We start from the raw sequence: 22,369 nt of genomic DNA, 5'->3' as shown, positions 1-22,369 counted from the left end.
GGGTTGACTAATGGTTTCTTTCATCAATCCTTTGGCCAATTAGTTGCACATTTTCTGCGCTTAACTCTTCTTTTAATTGCTCTAACAAGCGCCAGCCACCATTTTCTTTTACAATTGAACCAATCTTTACAGCATTTAAAGAAATGGTATAAACACCATTTTTCTCTTCTTTTGCTCTGCAAATACTATCCTTAAAAATACCCGGTACTTGAAAAAATTCCATATTGCTCAAAGATATTGTTTTTTCGTTCAGTTGCCTGTTAAGAGTTTCCAGTTTTGGGTTGTTAGTTTTATTGATTGATTTTGAATTAGTTTCCAGTTTTCAGTTGCTAGTTTCTGAGTGATGACTTCCCTATTTTTTAATTTTGAATTTTTCCTTTTGAATTTAACTGACTTTTCTGGTTTTTAAATTTTTAATTTTTCCTTTTGAATTTTCTTGGTCATTGCGATGAGGAACGAAGAAGCAATCTGTTTTTATTGATTGACTTTTGAATGAGAGAATTAGTGAGTTTTGATGGATTGAATGATTGATTTTAGAGTGAGAGAATTATTGATTAAGCTTTTATCCTTTTGCATTATGCTTTCAGCTCTAAAGATTACTTTTTAATTCAGTTTTGGGTGGTTAGTTTCTTATTTTTTGAATTTTTAATTTTTCTTTTTGAATTTCATTAATTTTGACTTTCAATAAATATTTACTTACTTAGAGTTAAAATCTAACTTATGAAAATGCCTGTGGAATTGGATGTGTGAAATCATTGTTTTTAAAGCTATTTCATAAGTTATTCTTTGTGTTAAGAATAAATAAAACTTACTTAATACAGCCAGTTTTGGGTGTGTTAGGGAAGTGAAACTATACGTATATATAATTTACCACCAATGCAAAAGACAGACAACACAGCAAAAATATGATTGAAAATGAATTAGACATACAAACCATTTCGACCAAGCGGACAGACTTTCAAGCTGATCGTGTTTTGCTATTTAGACATGTGACACAAAAAGAAGAAAGAGCCGACCCTTCGCATTTTTTAAAATCTCTTTTAGACAACCGCACAAACGGCACATTTGGCTTTGCCCGAAACACAAACCAACCCTTCGCGAAACCAACAGAGCCGTTTTTTATCCAATGCATAGCGAAAGGATTCGCATTTTGTACCCTTATAACCACAACAGAATCCAAGTTATCAATGGCTGCTTAGCCGAAATAAAGTATTTAAAATGAGATTAGCTGCCATATACATCGAAGAACACGAGTATTTGTTTGAAGAGCCTCAAACTATAAATTTTGGAGGCCAGTATTTCTATGAATTTGAGAATCAAGACAGCGATATTCTCGTCACCAAAACCTTGAACGAAAATTTCATTCCTGATTTTTTTAATCTCACAAATTTAGCAAGTAAAGTCACAAACTTAAATGCAATAGTAGGCCAGAATGGTGCTGGTAAATCTACATTGCTTGATTTAATTCGAAGTGAATTTATTGGACATGAATATGCGTTGTCAAAATCTAATTCATTGTTCTTAATCGAGCTTGAAGGTGCAGAAGACCCTATTATTCTAAGAAATGACTTCGATAAAATATTCATAAAAACTACAAATAAAAAAGCATCTTTAAAAGAATTGAAAAGTGAGTTGCCTTCCAAACCTCAAACCATTTACTATTCGCCTCATTACGACTATAAATACAATCCAAACTTTGATGATATTGATAATCACGATATTTCATTTGATAAGATTGTGGAAAATGATTTAGAAGAAATGAGGGATAAGGACACGAATGAAAATGGCTGGCCTTATTCAGCATCTCAAGAGTTAATATTCAAAAACTCATTGCGGCAAATAACTTTTCTTAGTTCTGATTTAGTAAAGACCCAAAACATCTTTAAGGATTTATTTCAGCTACAAGAACACTATGAACCAATTTTACATTTCAGAGGATATAATGATAAAGAAAAAGAATGGAATACTCCTTATCAACTAAGAGCTATATTAAAGTCAATTGCCGACAAAGCTGAAAAGGAAAGTTCTGATTGGCATCTTATCAGAAAGTTTGAAAAAGATAAAGTTCTAAATCAGGTTGAAATTAACCAGTATCTCTTAAAACGTAATGTGATTAAATGCATTCTTTCCTTATTGTACCGTCAGATGGAAAGAAAAAATTCTTTTTTACAAGAAGGTTTTTTCCCTTATGAAGAATTAAAATTAGAACTTGAATTGGCTGATGCATATCAAACATTAATATTATTCGCTAAGCATAGTTCGATTACTCCAAAATCAACTAAATCTGAAAAAATCTTCAGCGATGGTATTTTTGAAGAGTTTTTAACTAAAATTTATTCTGCAATAGAAAAAACGACTGATAAAGATTCAGTTTCTAATGGAACATTAAAAGCATCAACTGAAGATGCAATTGAGATTCTTCGATTCCAAAGACAATTTCTAAATGAATTGAACACTTACTACGTTAAATTTTATTCAAACAAGGATGAACTAACCGTTGAAGAAAGAGAAAAGATAGAAGAGTTTATTAATTACATGCCCTTCTCTCGTAGAATGAGTTCGGGAGAAAATGCCTTGCTTAATTTTTATTCAAGAATTTATGACTTCTTAAACACTAATCTCAAAGAGATTAAGTATAGAAAGTTAAAAAAACACTACATTCTTTTACTTGATGAAGCAGACTTAACATTTCATTTATCTTGGAAAAAGAAATACGTTAAGGCACTTTTAAAAACTTTACCATTCTTTTTTAATGAACTAGAAAACAATCCTTCTATTGAGATAATATTTACAACACACGATCCGATTACTCTTTCCGACTTACCTAATGCGAATGTAATTTACATAGAAAGACAAGACTATAATAGCCCATCAAACATACTTGCATTCAATAGTAAAAACAGACCATCAAAAACCTTTGGTGCAAACATTTCAGATTTAATAGCGGATTCCTTTTTTATTGAAGATTCACTCATTGGTGATTTTGCTTTTGATAAAATACAAGAAACCATTGTTTGGTTAAACAATAGGGACAACCATCAAAATGAAAGCTATTACAAAAAAATAATCAAAACGATTGACGAACCCATTATCCAGAGAAAACTTGCTGAAATGTATGATGATAAAACTAATGAGAATTTCCAACTTGAAGTTCTAAATGAACAAATCAAGAAACTAGAAGAACTAAAAAAGAGAATTCAAGAATAATGCTTCACATTAATCCAAATACACCTAAAATTATCAAGGCAAAAAAAGCATTTTATGCTGGAATGCTTGACTTTGTGTTTAAGCGTATTGACAAAATTGATGAATTACAAGGAGTTAACGTAGCAGTAATCCAACGTTTCTTTGAAAATCATGTTTTTGATTTAATCGATGACTTGCTTATAGGAAAGCCCGACAGGCTAATGCAAATAAGTAACCATTTAAATACCTTCATTGATTTTTCTTCTGACATAAGAAAAGGTATTGAATACGTTTTTAACTACGATGTATTTATAAAGAAAGTAAAGACAAGATATCATGCTTATAAATTAGCTGATTCTTTAGATGTAAGAACTTGCACATATTGTAATAGGAATTACACAAATACTGTTATAAGAAGTAATGGTGATAAATTAACTAGACCGCAGTTTGACCATTACTTCGACAAAGCTACACACCCTGTAATTGCAATCTCATTTTATAATTTGATTCCAAGTTGCTCAATTTGCAACTCAAGCATAAAAGGTACTCATAAAATGAACCTAGCCGATTACATGCACCCATACATTGACAACAACTTGAATGATATTCGCTTTACATATAAATACTCATTAGAATTAAAATCGGGATTGAGAATTAAGGTAAAAACACCTCAAGCATCTAAGGCAAGTAACTCCGTTGACGCTTTTGCTATTGAAGAAGTCTATAATTCACATACGGGCGAGTTACTCGACCTTATCAAAACAAGACAATATTTTTCTGACAAATATTTGTCAATACTGAGTTCAAATTTGTTGCGTGATGTAATAGTTTCAAAAGAAGATTTATATCGAATTGTATTTGGAACTGAATACGATTCTAGCAATTTTATGAATCGACCGTTCAGTAAGTTTAAAAGTGACATTTTAAAAGAATTAGGTATTATATGACAATAAAAATAGCCCGTTTGGCGCAAGTATACAGCTGGGGAATGAGGGAAAGGTACTTGTGCCTTTGAATGAGATATTAATGTTAAAGAATAAATTGATGATTATGAAAAGTTCTATTTACAAGGCACAAGCATACAGCCACACATGGCTAAAGTCTGCATACTTGCGCCAGAGGGATGAAAAAACATCATCACAAGTCTGGATTTGCACAAATTAGCCTGCTAAAACTTACTACAGTGTTATGTTTTTTAATTTACAATTTTAAATATGAAAAAATCTTTAAGATTATTTTTAGTACTTCCTATAGCAGCTCTAGCATATTTAATAGTTTATGTTGTTGCATACTATTCGCTGCCAATAGTAATAAAGTTAATATCTAATAATGAGGCATTTTATTCTTTTAGCTTCCCTCTATTGTGTAGTGGTGTAGGTATGTATGCAGCAGTTATCATTGGCACTATTTCCTCACCATTAACATATAAAAATACATTAATTATTTTTTTAGTAATATTAATAATTATAATATTACTAAGTTTAATTCCTCTAATTACAAACGGTTTTAATCTCCGTCCTTTTGCTGAAATTATTGGTTTTACTGCTGGGTATATGATGTCAAGGGTATTTATCCTTAAAAACCAATAGGAGTTAGATATATAAGAAATTTTAAACCAATTAGGTGATACTTCTTATATTTAGTTTTTATAACCCAAACGCACCCAACCCAACTTAAATAAACCGGGGCGGCAGCGGTATCTTTTTGCCTCGGGTTTTTGAGCTTAGGCCTAGAGTGGGCAAAAAATTAAGCAGAGCACCGGACTAGCGGAAAATAGCTTCACAGCCTTTGCTTTACAAAATAAAAAAAGCAGCGTCTCCTTATCCAGAAACGCTGCTTTCCATCATATTTTCTAAAAAACAATTATTGTCTTGCTCTTTGCATAGGGTTTACACCTGTAGATGCACCTCTGGCCGGAGCTTTTTGTTGCTTAAACAACTCGAAACGGGTAGGGGCTAACTGTCTTGGGAAAGTGTTATTGCTTTCGTCTATATCTGCGGTTTCTTTATAAGGATCTAGCTTTACAGATGCCATTTCCTTGGTTTTAGCAAATACCTTGGTTACTTTTTCCTCATTTTTTCTCCAGATATAAGCCGGGATATAATCTACTTCTTTAGTGCCATCGGTATAAGTCCACTCGATGATGATAGGCATTACCAAACCACCTTTATTGCTAAATTCTAACTCGTAGAAATTGGTTTTGCTATCGTAAAGGGCTTTTTCTTCGGGGCTTAAAGCATCGTAATAGTTTTTAAATTGTGCTTTTTTGTCTTTGGTAGCAGCAAATCTGTCCCATTTATTATAAAAATCGTTTAAAGAAGTATCAGCTTCCACAGCGAAGTTAATATTGGCCTCGCGGTTTCTTTTTCTGCTGATGCTATAAGCTTCTTCATCATAAAGTTTTCTATCGTAAGCAGCTTCAATTTCTGGGTTTTTAGTATCCATACGGTAATACTTAACGGCATCAAGCGAGATATCTACTGCATCGGTTCCATAAAACCAGCCTCTCCAAAACCAATCTAAATCTACAGCAGAGGCATCTTCCATAGTTCTAAAAAAATCTGCCGGAGTAGGGTGTTTAAAGGCCCATCTTTTAGCGTATTCTTTAAAGGCATAGTCAAACAGCTCGCGTCCCATAATGGTTTCTCTTAAAATATTAAGAGCGGTAGCAGGTTTGCCATAAGCATTTGGCCCAAAATTGATGATGTTTTCTGAGTTGGTCATGATAGGCTCCAGCTCGTCTTTAGGTAAACGCATATAATCTGCAATTAAATGTGCCGGACCTCTTTTTGATGGATAGTTATTATCCCATTCTTGCTCTGTTAAATATTGGCAAAAAGTATTTAAACCTTCGTCCATCCAAGTCCATTGGCGTTCGTCAGAGTTTACAATCATCGGGAAGAAATTATGCCCAACTTCATGGATGATAACGCCTATCATACCGTATTTGGTAGCTTCAGAATAAGTGCCATCTTTTTCTGCTCTTCCGTAGTTGAAGCAAATCATAGGGTATTCCATACCATTTGCAGCTTCTACAGAAATAGCAACCGGGTAAGGGTAAGGAATGGTGTGTTTAGAATAAACTTCTAATGTTTTAGCAATAACTTTGGTAGAGTATTTTCTATACAAAGGATAAGCCTCTGGACCGTAGTAAGACATCGCCATAGGGCTATTACCTTCTACATTTACCTTCATAGCATCCCAAACCAATCTTCTGGAAGTTACAAAAGCAAAATCTCTTACATTGGTAGCTTTATAAACCCAAGTCTTTTTTGCTGATGATTTTTTCTTCATCGCATTTGTAGCATCATTTAAAGTCACAATCTCTACAGGTTCTTTAGCTGTTTGTGCTTGTTTCCATCTGTTTAGCTGTGTGCTATTTAAAACTTGAGCGTAGTTTTGACATTCGCCCGTAGCACCCACTACATGGTCTGCAGGTACGGTAATATTTACTTTATAATCGCCAAAAGCTAAAGCAAACTCACCACGACCAGTAAATTGTTTGTTTTGCCAACCTTGAAAGTCTGAGTAAACAGCCATTCTAGGGAACCATTGTGCTATGGTGTACAGGTAATTATCGTCTTCTTCAAAATATTCTAATCCACCACGGCCACCTTGTACCATTCTGTTCGGGATTTTGTAGTTCCAGCTTACTTTAAACGTGTATTTACCGCCTGGGTTAAGGGTGCTAGGTAAATCTATACGCATCATGGTGTGGTTAATGGTATATTTTAGATTTTTACCGCTAGCATCGGTAACTTTTAAAATGTTAACGCCATAACCATCCTCCACACCGTTAATTCTTTTAAGTTGGTTATAGGTCATTTTCTCGCTCATCTTGCTACCATCAAACTTTTGGTTTTCACCACCAGCTTTATGCTCGTTTTCATCCAATTGTAGCCATAAATAAGTTAATGGGTCTGGCGAGTTATTGGTATAAACCACCGTTTCAGAACCTCTTAATATTTGCTTGGTATCATCAATTTCTACATCAATATCATAATCTGCTTTTTGTTGCCAATATTTTGGCCCCGGTGCACCAGAAGCAGAACGGTACATATTTGGGCTTCTTAAAATGGTTTCTAGCTGCTCAAATTTATTACCGTGGTTAGCATTGGGGTTGTGTTGTAAAAATTGTGCTTGTGTGTATGCCGTAGAGGCAACAAGCAAGAAAATAAAAGCTAAAACTTTCTTCATAATTTATTTTAAGGTATTCTTTCTATTGCCATAATGAGTGAAATTCCAAAAATGGCCGATGAAATAAATAAATTCCACTCTCTTTTTTGTACTCTTACCATATTTACCAGTAAAAACGATAAGACAAGTATCGAAAATACGATAATTATTTGTCCAAATTCTAATCCTAGGTTAAAAGCAAGTAGCTCTGCAACAACATTGTTGCTTTTTCCCATCAAACTCTTCAAATAATTAGAAAAACCGAGACCATGTATTAAACCAAATATCAAAGCTAACCAATAAGACGACTGAATGTTTTTACGGATGGTTTGCCTGTTTTTAATGTTGATGATACAGGTGATAACAATGGTGATAGGGATTAAAAACTCTATCCAGCTGCTAGAAATTAAAACTTTATTGAAAACGCTAAGTGCTAAGGTTAAAGAGTGCCCAACGGTAAAGGCGGTAACCAGAATTAAAATCTTTTTCCAGTCTTTAATGAGGTAAGTACCGCAAAGTGCTGTTACAAATAAAATATGGTCATAACCTTGCCAGTCTAAAATATGTTTCCAGCCGAGTTCAAAAAACAAAGAAAAGTCTTGCATCTATAATTTTTCTTAATTTAGGATGTTAAATCAATCTTGAAGTTATTAATAATGCTGAAGATATTAAGTTTATTGTTTGTCTTTTTTCATCCTTTCTATGTAAGTGTTACAGAAATAAGGCAAAATCCTGAAAGTAAAACCATACAAATAAGTACCAAAATTTTCTTTGATGATTTAGAAAAGGCTATAAAAGAAGAAAGCAGTCAGGATATCAATATCCTTAAACCAACAGATAAGGCAGCCTTAGAAAAATTAATTGCGGCTTACTTACAAAAGCATTTGTATATGGTAGTAAATGGTAAAACTATGCCGGCTAATTTTTTAGGTTTTGAGATAGAAGAAGATGCGGCTTGGTGTTATCTGGAAACAGAAAAAGTTGCTAAAATCAATAAATTAGAGGTTTTTAATGATGTTTTATTTAAACAGCATGATAGTCAGGTAAACATTTTAAATGTGTTAGCGGGCGATACCAAAACCAGTACAAAACTAGATAACCCAAAGAACAGGGCTTTCTTTAGCTTTAAGTAAAAGCTTCTTTATACAATAATTAAGATATATTTACAGAAAATATAATTACACAGTCATTTGAAATTCGAAGAATTTAATTTCGTTAGCTCATTACAAGAAGGTTTAGATACCATGGGCTTCAGCAAAGCAACCCCAATACAAGAACAAGCTATTCCTGTTATTTTAAACAATCAAGACTTAATAGCTTGTGCGCAGACAGGTACAGGTAAAACAGCATCTTATTTATTGCCTGTTCTGCATAAAATCCAATTATTAGGAACCGATGATATCAATACCATTATATTGGCACCAACCAGAGAATTAGCCTTACAAATAGACCAGCAAATTATGGGTTTGGCTTATTTTACGGGTTGTACTTCTATTGCTGTTTATGGTGGTGGCGATGGTATTAATTACGAGCAGCAAAAAAGATCTTTAGCAGAAGGGGTAAACATTATTGTAGCTACTCCTGGGCGCTTAATAGCACATTTAACATCCGGAAAGATAGATTTCTCTAAGCTACAACATTTGGTTTTAGACGAAGCCGACCGTATGCTAGATATGGGTTTCTTTGATGATATTGTACGTATCATGAGTTACCTGCCGGCAGAACGTCAGAACATTATGTTTTCTGCTACCATGCCGCATAAAATCAGGACTTTAGCTAATAAAATCCTTCGTAACCCAGTAGAAGTTAATATCGCCATCTCTAAACCATCAGAGGGTATCAATCAGCAAGCTTATATGGCTTTTGATGAGCAAAAAATACCTTTACTCAAAACCATTTTAGCCGATGCAGCCTATAGCAGCATTATCATTTTTGCATCCCGTAAGGAAATTGTTAAAAAATTGAATTCCGAGCTTAATAAAAAAGGAATAGCGGCAGAAGCTTTCCACTCAGACCTTGACCAAGAGCAGCGTGAAGATATCATGAGTAGGTTTAAAGGTAAAAAGTTAAGTGTTTTGGTTGGCACCGATGTTATTTCTAGAGGTATTGATGTTGAAGGTATCAGCTTAGTGGTTAATTACGATGTACCACCAGATCCAGAAGATTATATCCACCGTATAGGGCGTACTGCCAGAGCAGAAACCACTGGAACGGCTATAACCTTTATTAATGATAAAGACCAAAATAAATTTAGCAGGATAGAAGCTTTAATGGGGCGTGAAGTTCCTAAAATAGCTTTGCCCGAGAGTTTAGGGGAAGCGCCTGTATATAAACCCAATACATCTGGTGGAGCTAAAAGAAAAAGCAACTGGAAGAAGAAAAAGTTCAATAAAAACAAAAAGCCTCAGCAACAACAAGCTAAGCAGGCTTAGTATTCTGAAATCTTATCTTTAAAAATCCAAAATCAAATTTATCTTTGCAGGCTATGAGTATGACTGCTAAAGAAATCCGTCAGGCATTTTTAGATTTTTTTGCTTCTAAAGGCCACCAGATTGTTCCATCTGCACCTATTGTTGTTAAAAACGACCCAACTTTGATGTTTACCAACGCTGGTATGAACCAGTTTAAGGATCTTTTTTTAGGGGAAGCACCTATAAAATATCCTCGTGTGGCCGATACGCAACGTTGTTTAAGGGTTTCTGGTAAGCATAATGATTTAGAAGAGGTAGGTATTGATACCTATCATCACACCATGTTTGAGATGCTGGGGAACTGGAGCTTTGGCGATTATTTCAAGAAAGAAGCCATAGAATGGAGTTGGGAGCTACTTACCGAGGTTTATAAGCTAGATAAAGAGCGTTTATACGTAACCATATTTGAAGGCGATGAGAAAGAAGGTTTAGCAAAAGACCAAGAAGCTTACGATTTATGGTTGCAATTTGTACCAAAAGAGCGCATCCTTACCGGAAATAAAAAAGATAATTTTTGGGAAATGGGAGAAACAGGTCCATGTGGCCCATGTTCAGAAATCCATTTCGATAGTCGTTCTAACGAAGAAAGAGCGAAAGTAGATGGGGCTACTTTGGTAAATGCTGATGACCCTCAAGTTATAGAAATATGGAATAACGTTTTTATGGAGTTTAACCGTTTAAAAGACGGCTCTCTAAAAAAACTACCTGCCCAACATGTTGATACCGGAATGGGTTTCGAGCGTTTGGTGCGTGTAATACAAGGTAAAACTTCAAATTACGATTCTGATGTGTTTACACCGATGATCGAATTTATTTCGAAATCTGCGGGTGTAGCTTATAACGCTGATGCGCAACCGGGTGATCAGGATTGGGGGCAAGCCGTTGCGATGCGTGTAATGGCAGACCATATCAGGGCTATTGCTTTTGCTATTGCAGATGGGCAGTTGCCTTCTAATAACAAAGCAGGCTATGTTATTCGTCGTATTTTAAGAAGAGCAATACGTTATGCTTATCAATATTTAGGCTTTAAAGAGCCTTTTATGAACAAATTGGTGCCTTTATTGGCAGAGCAGTTTAAAGGTGTTTTTGATGAATTGATAGCACAACAAGATTTTGTTCAAAAAGTAATCTTAGAAGAAGAAAATGCCTTTTTAAGAACTTTAGAAAACGGAATTATCCGTTTCGAAAAATACATTCAGGAAAATAAAGGTACGGTGATGAACGGTCCTTTTGCTTTTGAGTTGTACGATACTTTTGGCTTCCCGATAGATTTAACCGAGCTGATGGCAAGAGAAAAGGGCTTAAGTGTAGATATGGAAGGCTTTGCTGTAGAACTTGAAAAACAAAAAACTCGTTCCAGAGCAGCAACAGCCATTGATACAGAAGACTGGGTAGTTGTAAGCGAAGGCGAAGAAGTAGAGTTTTTAGGTTACGATGATTGGGAAGCTAAAGCTAAAATTTTAAAATACCGTAAAGTAAAGGCTAAAGGAAAAGAGCAGTACCAATTGGTATTAGACCGTACTCCTTTTTATGCAGAAAGTGGTGGTCAGGTAGGAGATAGTGGTATTTTAATTGGTGAGGGTGAAGAGGTTATCATTACCGATACCAAGAAAGAAAATGGCTTAATCATTCATTTTACTGATGCTTTACCTCAAAACTTAGAGGTAGAGTTTGTAGCTAAAATAAACTCGCTAAGCAGAACTTTAACAGAAAATAACCACTCGGCAACCCACTTACTACATGCTGCATTAAAAATGGTACTGGGCGACCATGTTAATCAAAAAGGTTCTTTGGTAAATGCAGATCAATTAAGGTTTGATTTCTCTCATTTCTCTAAACTTACTGATGAGGAAATTCATCAAGTAGAAGCTATTGTTAACGAGAAGATTAGAGAAAACATCGCTTTAAAAGAAGAAAGAAATGTGCCTTACCAAAAAGCTATAGAAAGCGGCGTAACGGCTTTATTTGGTGAGAAATATGGCGATTTTGTTCGTGTAATAACTTTTGATGACCATTACTCCAAAGAGCTTTGTGGTGGTACTCACGTAAAAGCAACTGGGCAAATCGGGTATTTTAAAATTGTTTCTGAAAGTGCTGTTGCAGCAGGTGTGCGTAGGATAGAAGCCATCACGGCTATTGCAGCAGAGCAGTTTATACAAGAGCAAAATCAACTTTTAGCTAGTTTAAAGGAGTTGTTAAAAAATCCTAAAGACCTTGCTAAAAGCGTTGAAGCTTTGTTAGAAGAAAACAGCAAGCTTAAAAAGGAAGTAGAAAAATCTGTTTCTGAAAAAGCATCAGGTTTAAAAAATGCTTTAAAAGATAAAGCGGAAGAAATAAACGGCATTCAGTTTATTGCAGCATTGGTAGACCTACCTCATGCTGATGCGGTAAAAAATTTAGCTTTCCAGCTGAAAGATGTGGTAGATAATTTATTCTTGGTTATAGGTGCTACTTTTGATGGTAAACCAAATTTAACCGTTATGCTTTCTGATAATTTAGTGAAAGATAAAGGTTTAAATGCCAGCACTATCGTGAGAGAGTTAGCCAAAGAAATACAAGGTGGCGGTGGCGGTCAGCCTTTTTATGCTACCGCAGGTGGTAAAAACCCTGATGGCCTAAAAAGTGCTTTAGACAAAGCTAAAGCTTATTTATAGTGATATAACACTAGGTGTAACCTAGTTTTTATATCACTAGGATACACCTAGTGTTATGTCGCTAGGATACACCTAGCTTTATTTATCTCACTAGGATATACCTAGTATTATTGATATTTAATCCCGTTGGGATTATGAGTTTGTTGTATCGTGTCTTGCTTGGTTTATCTCACTAGGATATACCTAGTGTTATTGATATTTAATCCCGTTGGGATTATGAGTTTGTTGTATCTTGCTTGGATATATCTATGTTTATCTCACTAGGATATACCTATACCTAATGTTGTTGATATTTAATCCCGTTGGGATTATGAGTAATTAGGTGCTTTTTTAGTTTATATCTAAGTTTGTATATATTAGTTTATAAATAATTTGCCTCCTTAATTATTGTTATTAACTTAAACAAAAAATAAAAAGCATTTCATTAACAAGTTTCAGACTAAGCCCAAAGGGCTTAAACTTGATTAACCACAGGTGTAACCTGTGGTGATACACCATAAACATCATGAGTACCTATACACAAATCATCTATCAAATCGTATTTAGCACTAAATACCGAGAACGCGTCTTAACCAAGAATAACAGAAAAGAACTCTTTAAATACATATGGGGAATTTTAGAAAGTAAAAAATGTCACTTATATAGAATCAACGGAGTTGAAGACCACATCCACATTGTAACACATTTACATCCTTCGGTATCCTTAGCATCTTTAGTCAAAGACATTAAAGTAGCTAGCTCCTTATACATTAAAGAAAAAAAACTATTTGAAAATTTTATAGGTTGGCAAGGTGGTTATGGAGCTTTTACTTACAGCATCAAAGAAAAGGCAAGAGTCATAAAATATGTTAAAAATCAGGAAGAGCATCATGGCGAAAAAACTTTTAAAGAAGAATACATTGCTTTACTTGATGAACACGGAATTGAATTTGAAGAGAAATACCTATGGTGATACCTCACTTTCTTATAATTAATAAACCTTCATAACACATACATCACACAGAGATCACACATAGCAATCCGAAGGAGCACCGAAGGAAGAATTGATTAAAACTCAGAAATTCGTACCAAGTAAAGCTTAATATTTTTAAGGTATTTAATTATCTTTTGATGAATGATTTTTAATCATCCTACATCTAAAAACACTTCTGTTTATCATTATCTCAAAAGCGGCTATAAATACTGCCAATATTTTACATTATTCGTAAAATTTGCCTTAAAAATGGCTATATGTATGTTTTAAATTATATTTGATGAAATGTGCCCATTAATTTTTTAGGCGAATTACAAGAATGACGGTTATTTCAGAAGCTATTTTAAACAAGTACGAGGCGGTAATAGGCCTTGAAGTTCACGTTCAATTATCTACAAAGTCAAAGGCTTTTTGTTCAGATTCTGCAAGTTTTGGCAATCAACCAAATACCAATATCAGTCCTGTTTCTTTAGGTTTACCTGGTGCTTTGCCTTACACCAATGAAGCCATGATAAAAAGTGCGGTAAAACTGGGCTTAGCTATACAATCAGAAATTAACCGTTTCAATTATTTCGATAGGAAAAATTATTTTTATGCTGATTTACCTAAGGGCTTTCAAACCACTCAAGACAATGAGCCTATTTGCAAAGGCGGAAAATTAAAAATCATCTTAAATGATGGTACAACCAAGGATATTTTATTGAACCGTATTCATATGGAAGAGGATGCAGGTAAAAGTATTCATGATTTAGACCCATTATACTCCTACATAGATTTAAACAGAGCAGGTGTACCACTTTTAGAAGTGGTAAGCGAACCTATGATTTCCTCGGGTGAAGAAGCTGCGGCTTATTTAACCGAGCTCAGAAAATTAGTGCGTTACCTTGATATCTGTGATGGTAACATGGAAGAGGGCTCTATGCGTTGCGATGCTAATATTTCTGTTCGTTTAAAAGGAGAAACTACCCTAGGTAAACGTTGCGAAGTAAAGAATTTAAACTCTATCAAAAACGTTCAAAAAGCCATAGAATACGAAATCATTCGTCAAATAAATCTGATAGAAGAAGGCGTAGTTATAGAGCAAAATACTTTAAATTTTGATGCCAATACAGGTATTACTACACCTTTACGCTCAAAAGAAATGGCTAATGATTATCGCTATTTTCCCGAGCCTGATTTATTACCTATAGCATTAAGTGAAGCTTATATTAGTGAGATAGAAGCAGCAATGCCAGCTTTACCAGAGCAATTGGTAGCTAAGTTTACACAAGAAATGAATTTGCCAGAATACGATGCTCGCGTTATAACAGCAGAAAAAGCTATGGCCGATTATTATCTAGCCATCACAGAAAGCTGCGAAAATTGCAAAGCTGCATCTAACTGGGTTATGGGGCCAGTAAAATCTTATTTAAATGATAAAGGTTTAAATTTTACAGATTTTAGCGTTGCCCCTGATAAAATCGCAGCCATCATTAATTTAGTAGAAGAAGGGAAATTAAACAACAATCAAGCTAAAGATGTGTTATTCCCAGCGGTAATCAATCATCCTGGTAAAGAAGTGAAGCTTTTAGCAGAAGAGTTAAATCTTATCATTAATGATAATCATGATGAATTAGAAGGTTTTATTAATGCAGCAGTGGCTAAATTTCCTGATAAGGTTACCGAGTACCATAATGGTAAAAAAGGCGTTTTAGGATTGTTTATGGGAGAGGTGATGAAAATTTCAAAAGGAAAGATAGACCCTAAGAAAGCCAATCAGGTATTGATAAATAAAATAGAAAGTTTAAGATAATGGGAAAAGGAATTATAGCTTTTTTATGTTTAGCTATAGGTTTTGTTTCATGTAAAAACAAAACCGAGTTTGTGATAAACGGTGCAGTTAAAAATAAAGGAGAAGTACAAAAAATCTACTTATACGCTAGCAATAATATGGGGCAAATGGCCCCAATTGATTCTACTTTTTTTGATGAAAATCAAGAATTTACTTTAAAATACAAATCAGAAAAACCAGATTTTTTTCAATTAGTAATCGGTAATAAATCTTATATGCTGATAGCTTCTAATGGCGATGAAATAGACTTTAAAACCGATTTAAGAGACAATTCTGGCGCTTACCAAGTTGAAGGTTCTGAGGAAGCAGAAAAGATTACGGCCTACAATAAAATCACCACTACTTTTACAAGTAAAACAGGTGCTATGGCAGAGCAATACAGTAAAATGATAGGTAGTAACCCTGGTTTAAAAGATTCTTTAATAGCAGAATACACCGCAAAATCTCAAGAAATAGCAAAACCTTTCTTGAAAGATTCTTATGATTTTATTGAGGCTAATAAAAAATCTTTAACTGCTTTTTTTGCAGCTAATGTGATGATGGGTGTTAATGCAACGGCTTACGAATCTCAATTAATTGCTTACAGCAAAGAAGCAAAAGCAAATTTCCCTAATAACCCTGCTGTACAGGCCTTTGCGCAACAAATGGAAATGGCTAGTAAAACAGCTATTGGCCAATTAGCACCAGAAGTTAGTGCAGAAACTCCGGAAGGAAAAATTATAAAACTTTCTGATTTTAAAGGTAAATATGTGTTGCTAGATTTTTGGGCAAGTTGGTGTGCGCCTTGTCGACAAGAAAATCCTAATATTGTTAAGGTTTACCAGCAATTTAAAGGTAAAAACTTTACCGTTCTTGGTTTTTCTTTAGATGATGATAAAGGTAAATGGCAGCAAGCTATAAAAGCTGATAATCTAAACTGGACACATATTTCTGAAATGAAACAGTGGGATTCTGAAAACGCTCGTTTATATAATGTTAATGCAATACCAGCTTCTTTTCTAATTAATCCGGAAGGAAAAATCATCGCTAAAAACTTAAGAGGAGAAGAGCTAGAGGCATTTTTGCAAAAGACATTGTAATTAATGTTTAGCAAGAAGTTTGATTTTTGACAAATTGTTGTTAAAATAGTATGAACTTTAACAATTTGTTAATATTGGCTTAACTAAAACATTCACTTAAGCTCATAAATTAGCTACAAATAAAAAAAGCATGAACGTTAACAAGCAAAAAATTTTAATTGTAGATGATGAACCTGATATTCTAGAGCTTATAGAATATAACCTACGTAAAGAAGGCTATCATGTAATTACAGCTAGTAACGGACAAGAAGCTGTAGCTGAGGCTCGTAAGCATTTACCTGATTTGATTATTCTTGATATCATGATGCCTAAAATGGATGGGATAGAAGCTTGCAGAATAATGCGCTCTATGCCAGAGTTTAAGAATACATTTATGGTATTTTTAACTGCCAGAAGTGAAGAATACTCTGAAATTGCAGGTTTTAATGTTGGTGCTGATGACTATATAGCAAAACCTATTAAACCAAGAGCTTTAGTGAGTAGGATAAATGCCATTTTAAGAAGAAACGTTCAGAACGATGAAGTGGTAGAAAATAAGGTAGAAATTGGCGATTTAGTTATCGATAGAGAGTCTTTCTTGGTTTATCAAAACGGCAATAAAGTAGTTTTAGCAAAAAAAGAATTCGAACTTTTATATCTTTTAGCTTCAAAACCTGGTAAAGTTTACACCCGTGAAGTTATCTTAAAAAATATTTGGGAAGACTCTGTAGTAGTTACCAACAGAACTATAGACGTACACATTAGAAAACTAAGAGAAAAACTGGGAGATGCTTATGTAAGTACTGTTAAAGGTGTTGGCTATAAGTTTGAAGCTTAAGATATCATCTAGCCTAGGTTCATGAAATTATAAAATATATTACAGTCTTTAAAATAATAAAAAACGTATCAATTCATATTGATGCGTTTTTTTGTTTTAGGCAAGTACTGCTTATCAGGATGTTTACCTGTTGAAACACAAGCAAATTTCCTATCTTTGCCGCCTTATGAAGTTTCCGAAATTTACAGACCTTATTATTTTTGAGGATAACGATTTAATTATCGTAAATAAACCTCCATTTTTAGCATCATTAGATGAAAGAGAAGGCGGTGATATCAATTTATTAAGACTTGCCAAACAATACCATGCTGATGCTCAGATTTGTCACCGTTTAGATAAGGAAACTTCGGGCTTATTAATCATTGCTAAAAATCCGGAAGCTTACAGACATATTGCTATGCAATTTGAGCATCGTAAAGTGAAAAAAGTTTATCATGCTATTGTAGATGGAACTCACATTTTTGAAGATTTATTGGTAGACTTACCTATTTTAAATGCAGGTAAAGGTAATGTGATGATTAGCAGGAGCGAAGGTAAAAGAGCTGATACCTATTTTAAATCTCTAAAATACTTCAAACATTATACACTTATTGAAGCCAGACCTATAACAGGTAGAATGCACCAAATTAGAATACATTTGGCTACCCAAAGAGCATCTATCACTGGCGATGAAATGTACGGTGGCAAACCAGCTTTTTTATCTAAAATAAAAAGAGGTTACCGTTTAACTGATGAAGAGGAGCAACCCATAATGAAAAGATTTGCTTTACATGCAAAAGAGTCTACTTTTACCATGCTAAATGGCCAAGAAAGAACTTTTGAAGCTCCATATCCTAAAGATTTTGCTGTTTTATTGAAATTGTTAGAGAAAAACGACGTTTAATTCTCCCAAATAAATTAGAATTTTAAATTTTTGTTGCATTCTCATAAATAATCCCTAGTTTTAGCAAAACTTTAGGGGTGTCCCGTTTGCGGGCTGAGATTATACCCTTTGAACCTGATGCAGTTCATACTGCCGAAGGGAAAAGTGAAAAGCTTTCTATAGCTTTTTTCGTTTGGCTTTCCATAAAGGTCATTCCTAAAGTGTGTTTTTAAACTGTTTTAGGAATGAAAATAAAAATCAACAATCAATTTTTCGAGTTTAGGGCAGCTCCAACTGTACAAGAGCTTATTCAGCATGTTTTTCCTTCTGGAGATTTTGCTGGGATGGCTTTGGCAGTTAATCAAACTGTTATCCCAAAATCTCAATGGGATAGTTTAATCATCCATGAAAACGATCAAATAGACATTATAAAAGCTACTCAAGGCGGTTAATCCTCATCAAAAAAATCAGATTATGAAAACAGACAAAATTCCAAACGAGCAAAAGATATCAAGGGAGCCTTTTCCTGCATCTCAGAAAATTTATGTAAAAGGCGAGCTACACCCTATAGAAGTTGCCATGAGGCAAATCACGCTAAGCGAAACCAAAATTCACAACGGTTTTGGTTTAACAGAGCCTAATCCACCTGTAGCTGTTTATGATACTAGCGGTCCTTATACAGATCCAAATATGGATATTGATGTAAAAAAAGGCTTACCTAAGCTGCGTCAGCAATGGATTTTAGATAGAAATGATGTAGAACAATTACCAGAGATAAGTTCAGAATACGGTAAAAAACGCTTAAATGATAGTAAGCTTGATGAGTTAAGATTTAGTAGAAATGCTAATCCGCTTAAAGCAAAATCGGGTAAAAATGTATCGCAAATGCATTATGCTCGTAAAGGAATCATAACGCCAGAGATGGAATATATCGCCATCAGAGAAAACCAACAGATAGCACTTTTAAAAGAGCAATTGGGAGATCAGTTTGAAACTATGGCAGCACAACATCAAGGAAATAGTTTTGGTGCTTTAACCCCAAAGGGGATGATAACGCCAGAATTTGTTAGACAAGAAGTTGCTTGTGGAAGGGCAGTTATTCCTTGTAATATCAACCATCCAGAGCTTGAACCTATGATTATTGGTAGAAATTTTCTTGTAAAAATTAATGCTAACATTGGTAATTCGGCAGTAACCTCAAGTATAGAAGAAGAGGTAGAGAAAGCCGTTTGGGCTTGTCGTTGGGGTGCCGATACCATCATGGATTTATCCACTGGTAAAAATATCCATGAAACCCGCGAATGGATTATCAGAAACTCTCCAGTGCCTATTGGTACAGTACCTATTTACCAAGCTTTAGAAAAAGTAAACGGCAAAGCAGAAGATTTAACTTGGGAGCTTTTTAGAGATACTTTAATAGAACAAGCAGAGCAAGGTGTAGATTATTTTACCATTCATGCTGGTGTGTTGTTAAGATATATTCCTTTAACAGCTAAGCGTATAACCGGTATCGTTTCAAGAGGTGGTTCTATTATGGCCAAATGGTGTTTGGCGCATCATAAAGAAAACTTCTTATACACACATTTTGAAGAGATTTGCGAAATCATGAAAGCTTATGATGTTGCTTTTTCTTTAGGAGATGGTTTAAGACCAGGTTCTATTGCTGATGCTAATGATGCCGCTCAGTTTGGCGAATTAGAAACTTTAGGAGAACTTACTAAAATAGCTTGGAAACACGATGTGCAAACCATTATTGAAGGTCCGGGACATGTTCCTATGCATTTGATAAAAGAAAATATGGAAAAGCAACTAGCTCATTGCGGTGAAGCTCCATTTTACACTTTAGGGCCTTTAACAACAGATATTGCCCCGGGCTATGACCATATTACTTCTGCCATTGGTGCAGCCATGATAGGTTGGTATGGTACGGCTATGCTTTGTTATGTTACACCAAAAGAGCATTTGGGTTTACCTAATAAAAAAGATGTTAAAGATGGTGTAATTACATACAAAATTGCTGCACATGCTGCTGATTTAGCTAAAGGACATCCGGGAGCACAATATAGAGATAATGCTTTAAGTAAAGCCCGTTTTGAGTTTAGATGGGAAGACCAATTTAACCTGTCTTTAGACCCGGATACGGCTAAAGAATTTCATGATGAGACATTGCCAGCTGAAGGTGCTAAAATTGCTCATTTCTGCTCTATGTGTGGGCCAAACTTTTGCTCAATGAAGATTACACAAGATGTAAGAGCTTATGCAGCAGAAAACGGTTTAGATGAAACCAAAGTTTTGGAAAAAGGTATGGAAGAAAAAGCTAAAGAATTTACAGCCAAAGGAAGCGAAATTTATCTGTAATGGAATTAGTAGTTATTTCTAATCCTGTTGAAGTTTATGATGAAGTGAATTTAGTTAAACAATTATTTAATAATGGTTTAACTAAATTTCATTACCGTAAGCCCACAGCAACTCTAGAGCAGTGTAAAGACTTTCTAAATGCCTTTGATAAAGCTGATTTAGCTAAAATAGCTTTACACCAATTTCATCATTTGGTGAAAGATTTTGATATCAAACATTTGCATTTTAAAGAGCGAGATAGGCATTACAGTAGCTCTTTAGAACTGGCACATTTAAAGTTAGAAGGCTTTACTTTAAGCACTTCTATTCATGATGTTAAGGATATTCAGACTTTAGATCATTTTGATTATGCTTTTCTTGGGCCTGTTTTTAACAGTATTTCAAAAGTTGGATATGAAAGTACATTGAATGAAACATGGCAAATGGCTATTAAAAATTCTGACATTCCGCTTTATGCTATAGGAGGCATTAACAAAGCTAATATTAAACAGATAAATGCTTTAAGATTTAATGGAGCTGCTGTTTTAGGTGCTATTTGGCAAGGCGTAAATCCTGTAGAGGAATTTAAACTATTAAAATCATGATGTCTATAACAAGACCATATGTATTAAGTATTGCAGGCTTAGACCCTAGTGCCGGAGCAGGTTTAATAGCTGATTGTAAAGTTTTTGAGCAATTAAAGGTTTATGGTTTTGGGGTGAGTTCTGCTCTTACTGTACAAGATGAAGCAAATGTATATGAACTCAATTGGCTTAATAAAAATCAAATTGTTAAACAGTTAGAGCCTTTGGTTGCTAAATATGATATCAAAGCCTGTAAAATAGGTATTGTACAAGATATTGATTTATTACTGCAAATAGTTGATTTTCTGAAAGATAAACTCCCTCATATAAAGATTATAGTAGACCCTATTCTTAAAAGTTCATCAGGTTTTGATTTTATGAATTATGATGATGAACAATTATGGTTTCAACTTTTAACAAAAGTTGAATTAATAACGCCTAATTACTTAGAAATGAAAACACTATCACAAAGTAGAGATGTGTTAGAAGCAACAAAAGAATGGGCCGGATACGGAAATATTTTATTGAAAGGCGGACATCATGCTGAACATTTAGGAGTTGATTTACTCTTTACAAATCAAGAAGTTAAGCGCTTTATGCCATCAGAAACTTTAGTTTACCCTAAACATGGTTCTGGCTGTGTGCTGTCTGCCGCAATTACTTCATATTTTGCCTTAGGTTTTTGTTTGACTGAATCCTGCGAGTTGGCCAAAACCTATACAGAACAATTTTTAAATAGTGAAAAAGGACTTTTAGGATACCATCATTTATGATTTCGAAACTACACTATATCTCGCAAGGAGAAACTTCTGAAGCACATTTAATAGCTATAGAAAGCGTATTAAAAGCTGGTGCTAAATGGATTCAACTACGTATGAAAAAGTTTGATGAAGCTCTGGTTTTAGCTACTGCAAAAGAGGCTAAATCACTTTGTAATGCGTATGAAGCAAAGTTAATTATCAATGATTATCCATTGGTAGCCAAGGAAGTACAGTCTTTTGGTTTACATTTAGGTTTAAATGATATGCCTATCAAAGAAGCCAGAGCAATAGTAGGTCATCAAATGATTATTGGTGGTACAGCTAATACTTTTGCTGATGTTGAAAAACGTGTTACGGATGGTGCAGACTATATAGGTTTAGGTCCTTACAGATTTACCAAAACTAAAGAAAACTTAAGTCCGATTTTAGGTGCACAAGGCTACCGCCACATGATACAAAAGATGAAAGAATATGGTTATAAAACACCAATTATTGCCATTGGAGGTATTGTTAAAACTGATATCCCTGAGTTGAAACGCAAAGGTGTATATGGGGTTGCGCTATCTGGCGAGTTAACCAATGCCAATAATAAACATCAATTAATTAGTGAAATACATAGCTTATTAGAAGCAGAATAA

The 22,369-nt window shown here is 34.4% G+C and carries 20 protein-coding genes and 1 riboswitch; of the genes, 17 read left to right on the top strand and 3 right to left on the bottom strand.

The genetic code is table 11. The features are described from left to right. Positions 1 to 7 precede the first annotated feature (7 nt). Positions 8 to 223 (bottom strand): hypothetical protein, encoded by a 216-nt coding sequence (locus tag GJJ64_RS05120; RefSeq protein WP_149074284.1) that lies wholly within the window; start codon positions 221 to 223, stop codon positions 8 to 10. A 682-nt stretch (positions 224 to 905) separates the two neighbouring features. Between GJJ64_RS05120 and GJJ64_RS05115 the strand changes: the two genes are divergently transcribed. The 4 genes from GJJ64_RS05115 to GJJ64_RS05100 all read left to right on the top strand — a co-directional run bounded on the left by GJJ64_RS05115 (position 906) and on the right by GJJ64_RS05100 (position 4,775). After that, complete coding sequence (locus GJJ64_RS05115; protein WP_154286644.1) at positions 906 to 1,199, top strand: hypothetical protein; 294 nt, start codon at positions 906 to 908, stop codon at positions 1,197 to 1,199. Between the two features lie 19 nt (positions 1,200 to 1,218). Then, on the top strand, positions 1,219 to 3,207 hold the full coding sequence (locus GJJ64_RS05110; protein WP_154286643.1) for an AAA family ATPase: 1,989 nt from the start codon (positions 1,219 to 1,221) through the stop codon (positions 3,205 to 3,207). Beyond that, positions 3,207 to 4,133 (top strand): hypothetical protein, encoded by a 927-nt coding sequence (locus GJJ64_RS05105; RefSeq protein WP_154286642.1) that lies wholly within the window; start codon positions 3,207 to 3,209, stop codon positions 4,131 to 4,133. The genes GJJ64_RS05110 and GJJ64_RS05105 overlap by 1 nt, the downstream gene beginning before the upstream one ends. A 267-nt stretch (positions 4,134 to 4,400) precedes the next feature. Continuing rightward, positions 4,401 to 4,775, top strand: a complete 375-nt coding sequence (locus tag GJJ64_RS05100) for a hypothetical protein (RefSeq protein ID WP_154286641.1) — start codon at positions 4,401 to 4,403, stop codon at positions 4,773 to 4,775. A 274-nt stretch (positions 4,776 to 5,049) separates the two neighbouring features. Here GJJ64_RS05100 and GJJ64_RS05095 read toward each other — a convergent pair whose 3' ends face one another. Beyond that, positions 5,050 to 7,383 (bottom strand): M1 family metallopeptidase, encoded by a 2,334-nt coding sequence (locus GJJ64_RS05095; protein WP_154286640.1) that lies wholly within the window; start codon positions 7,381 to 7,383, stop codon positions 5,050 to 5,052. 8 nt (positions 7,384 to 7,391) lie between these two features. Further along, the gene (locus tag GJJ64_RS05090; protein ID WP_154286639.1) at positions 7,392 to 7,967 is read right to left on the bottom strand and encodes a HupE/UreJ family protein; all 576 of its coding nucleotides are present in this window, start codon (positions 7,965 to 7,967) and stop codon (positions 7,392 to 7,394) included. A gap of 51 nt (positions 7,968 to 8,018) precedes the next feature. Here GJJ64_RS05090 and GJJ64_RS05085 point away from each other — a divergent pair, with 51 nt between their 5' ends. The 13 genes from GJJ64_RS05085 to GJJ64_RS05025 all read left to right on the top strand — a co-directional run bounded on the left by GJJ64_RS05085 (position 8,019) and on the right by GJJ64_RS05025 (position 22,369). Beyond that, positions 8,019 to 8,495, top strand: coding sequence for a DUF6702 family protein (locus GJJ64_RS05085; RefSeq protein ID WP_154286638.1), 477 nt, complete (start codon positions 8,019 to 8,021; stop codon positions 8,493 to 8,495). 57 nt (positions 8,496 to 8,552) lie between these two features. Beyond that, entirely contained in the window at positions 8,553 to 9,794 is a 1,242-nt protein-coding gene (locus tag GJJ64_RS05080) for a DEAD/DEAH box helicase (protein WP_195759226.1), read from the top strand. 59 nt (positions 9,795 to 9,853) lie between these two features. Continuing rightward, complete coding sequence (gene alaS, locus GJJ64_RS05075) at positions 9,854 to 12,487, top strand: alanine--tRNA ligase (protein ID WP_154286637.1); 2,634 nt, start codon at positions 9,854 to 9,856, stop codon at positions 12,485 to 12,487. 505 nt (positions 12,488 to 12,992) lie between these two features. Beyond that, a complete protein-coding gene (gene tnpA, locus GJJ64_RS05070) occupies positions 12,993 to 13,439 on the top strand; it encodes an IS200/IS605 family transposase (protein ID WP_039451568.1) in 447 nt (148 codons plus the stop codon). Positions 13,440 to 13,779: 340 nt separating this feature from the next. Then, positions 13,780 to 15,252 carry an Asp-tRNA(Asn)/Glu-tRNA(Gln) amidotransferase subunit GatB gene (gatB, locus tag GJJ64_RS05065; RefSeq protein ID WP_154286636.1) on the top strand — a complete coding sequence of 491 codons (1,473 nt, stop codon included), beginning with the start codon at positions 13,780 to 13,782 and terminating at the stop codon, positions 15,250 to 15,252. Continuing rightward, positions 15,252 to 16,370, top strand: coding sequence for a TlpA disulfide reductase family protein (locus GJJ64_RS05060; protein ID WP_154286635.1), 1,119 nt, complete (start codon positions 15,252 to 15,254; stop codon positions 16,368 to 16,370). The genes gatB and GJJ64_RS05060 overlap by 1 nt, the downstream gene beginning before the upstream one ends. Positions 16,371 to 16,500: 130 nt before the next feature. Beyond that, positions 16,501 to 17,187, top strand: coding sequence for a response regulator transcription factor (locus GJJ64_RS05055; RefSeq protein WP_154286634.1), 687 nt, complete (start codon positions 16,501 to 16,503; stop codon positions 17,185 to 17,187). Between the two features lie 166 nt (positions 17,188 to 17,353). Next, positions 17,354 to 18,070, top strand: a complete 717-nt coding sequence (locus tag GJJ64_RS05050) for an RluA family pseudouridine synthase (RefSeq protein WP_154286633.1) — start codon at positions 17,354 to 17,356, stop codon at positions 18,068 to 18,070. Between the two features lie 63 nt (positions 18,071 to 18,133). Continuing rightward, a riboswitch (TPP riboswitch) is annotated at positions 18,134 to 18,228 on the top strand. A 66-nt stretch (positions 18,229 to 18,294) separates the two neighbouring features. Further along, positions 18,295 to 18,501, top strand: a complete 207-nt coding sequence (thiS, locus tag GJJ64_RS05045) for a sulfur carrier protein ThiS (protein ID WP_154286632.1) — start codon at positions 18,295 to 18,297, stop codon at positions 18,499 to 18,501. Positions 18,502 to 18,523: 22 nt separating this feature from the next. Beyond that, positions 18,524 to 20,407, top strand: coding sequence for a phosphomethylpyrimidine synthase ThiC (gene thiC / locus GJJ64_RS05040; protein WP_154286631.1), 1,884 nt, complete (start codon positions 18,524 to 18,526; stop codon positions 20,405 to 20,407). Then, positions 20,407 to 20,991, top strand: coding sequence for a thiamine phosphate synthase (locus GJJ64_RS05035; protein WP_154286630.1), 585 nt, complete (start codon positions 20,407 to 20,409; stop codon positions 20,989 to 20,991). The genes thiC and GJJ64_RS05035 overlap by 1 nt, the downstream gene beginning before the upstream one ends. Further along, positions 20,988 to 21,743: a hydroxymethylpyrimidine/phosphomethylpyrimidine kinase gene (locus tag GJJ64_RS05030; protein WP_154286629.1), complete on the top strand. Its 756-nt coding sequence runs from the start codon at positions 20,988 to 20,990 to the stop codon at positions 21,741 to 21,743. The genes GJJ64_RS05035 and GJJ64_RS05030 overlap by 4 nt, the downstream gene beginning before the upstream one ends. Then, entirely contained in the window at positions 21,740 to 22,369 is a 630-nt protein-coding gene (locus tag GJJ64_RS05025; protein WP_154286628.1) for a thiamine phosphate synthase, read from the top strand. Before GJJ64_RS05030 ends, GJJ64_RS05025 begins: the two co-directional genes overlap by 4 nt.

The organism is Pedobacter puniceum, assembly GCF_009674685.1.
GTDB lineage: Bacteria > Bacteroidota > Bacteroidia > Sphingobacteriales > Sphingobacteriaceae > Pseudopedobacter > Pseudopedobacter puniceum.
The sequence above is the reverse complement of the archived record's forward strand: the minus strand, read 5'-3'. Positions and strand labels throughout refer to the sequence as shown.

What these genes read in the sequence shown, in the direction of transcription:
- GJJ64_RS05120 (WP_149074284.1), bottom strand. Translation starts at nt 223, where the DNA reads ATGGAATTTTTTCAAGTACCGGGTATTTTTAAGGATAGTATTTGCAGA.
- GJJ64_RS05115 (WP_154286644.1), top strand. Translation starts at nt 906, where the DNA reads ATGATTGAAAATGAATTAGACATACAAACCATTTCGACCAAGCGGACA.
- GJJ64_RS05110 (WP_154286643.1), top strand. Translation starts at nt 1,219, where the DNA reads ATGAGATTAGCTGCCATATACATCGAAGAACACGAGTATTTGTTTGAA.
- GJJ64_RS05105 (WP_154286642.1), top strand. Translation starts at nt 3,207, where the DNA reads ATGCTTCACATTAATCCAAATACACCTAAAATTATCAAGGCAAAAAAA.
- GJJ64_RS05100 (WP_154286641.1), top strand. Translation starts at nt 4,401, where the DNA reads ATGAAAAAATCTTTAAGATTATTTTTAGTACTTCCTATAGCAGCTCTA.
- GJJ64_RS05095 (WP_154286640.1), bottom strand. Translation starts at nt 7,383, where the DNA reads ATGAAGAAAGTTTTAGCTTTTATTTTCTTGCTTGTTGCCTCTACGGCA.
- GJJ64_RS05090 (WP_154286639.1), bottom strand. Translation starts at nt 7,967, where the DNA reads ATGCAAGACTTTTCTTTGTTTTTTGAACTCGGCTGGAAACATATTTTA.
- GJJ64_RS05085 (WP_154286638.1), top strand. Translation starts at nt 8,019, where the DNA reads ATGCTGAAGATATTAAGTTTATTGTTTGTCTTTTTTCATCCTTTCTAT.
- alaS (WP_154286637.1), top strand. Translation starts at nt 9,854, where the DNA reads ATGACTGCTAAAGAAATCCGTCAGGCATTTTTAGATTTTTTTGCTTCT.
- tnpA (WP_039451568.1), top strand. Translation starts at nt 12,993, where the DNA reads ATGAGTACCTATACACAAATCATCTATCAAATCGTATTTAGCACTAAA.
- gatB (WP_154286636.1), top strand. Translation starts at nt 13,780, where the DNA reads ATGACGGTTATTTCAGAAGCTATTTTAAACAAGTACGAGGCGGTAATA.
- GJJ64_RS05060 (WP_154286635.1), top strand. Translation starts at nt 15,252, where the DNA reads ATGGGAAAAGGAATTATAGCTTTTTTATGTTTAGCTATAGGTTTTGTT.
- GJJ64_RS05055 (WP_154286634.1), top strand. Translation starts at nt 16,501, where the DNA reads ATGAACGTTAACAAGCAAAAAATTTTAATTGTAGATGATGAACCTGAT.
- GJJ64_RS05050 (WP_154286633.1), top strand. Translation starts at nt 17,354, where the DNA reads ATGAAGTTTCCGAAATTTACAGACCTTATTATTTTTGAGGATAACGAT.
- thiS (WP_154286632.1), top strand. Translation starts at nt 18,295, where the DNA reads ATGAAAATAAAAATCAACAATCAATTTTTCGAGTTTAGGGCAGCTCCA.
- thiC (WP_154286631.1), top strand. Translation starts at nt 18,524, where the DNA reads ATGAAAACAGACAAAATTCCAAACGAGCAAAAGATATCAAGGGAGCCT.
- GJJ64_RS05035 (WP_154286630.1), top strand. Translation starts at nt 20,407, where the DNA reads ATGGAATTAGTAGTTATTTCTAATCCTGTTGAAGTTTATGATGAAGTG.
- GJJ64_RS05030 (WP_154286629.1), top strand. Translation starts at nt 20,988, where the DNA reads ATGATGTCTATAACAAGACCATATGTATTAAGTATTGCAGGCTTAGAC.
- GJJ64_RS05025 (WP_154286628.1), top strand. Translation starts at nt 21,740, where the DNA reads ATGATTTCGAAACTACACTATATCTCGCAAGGAGAAACTTCTGAAGCA.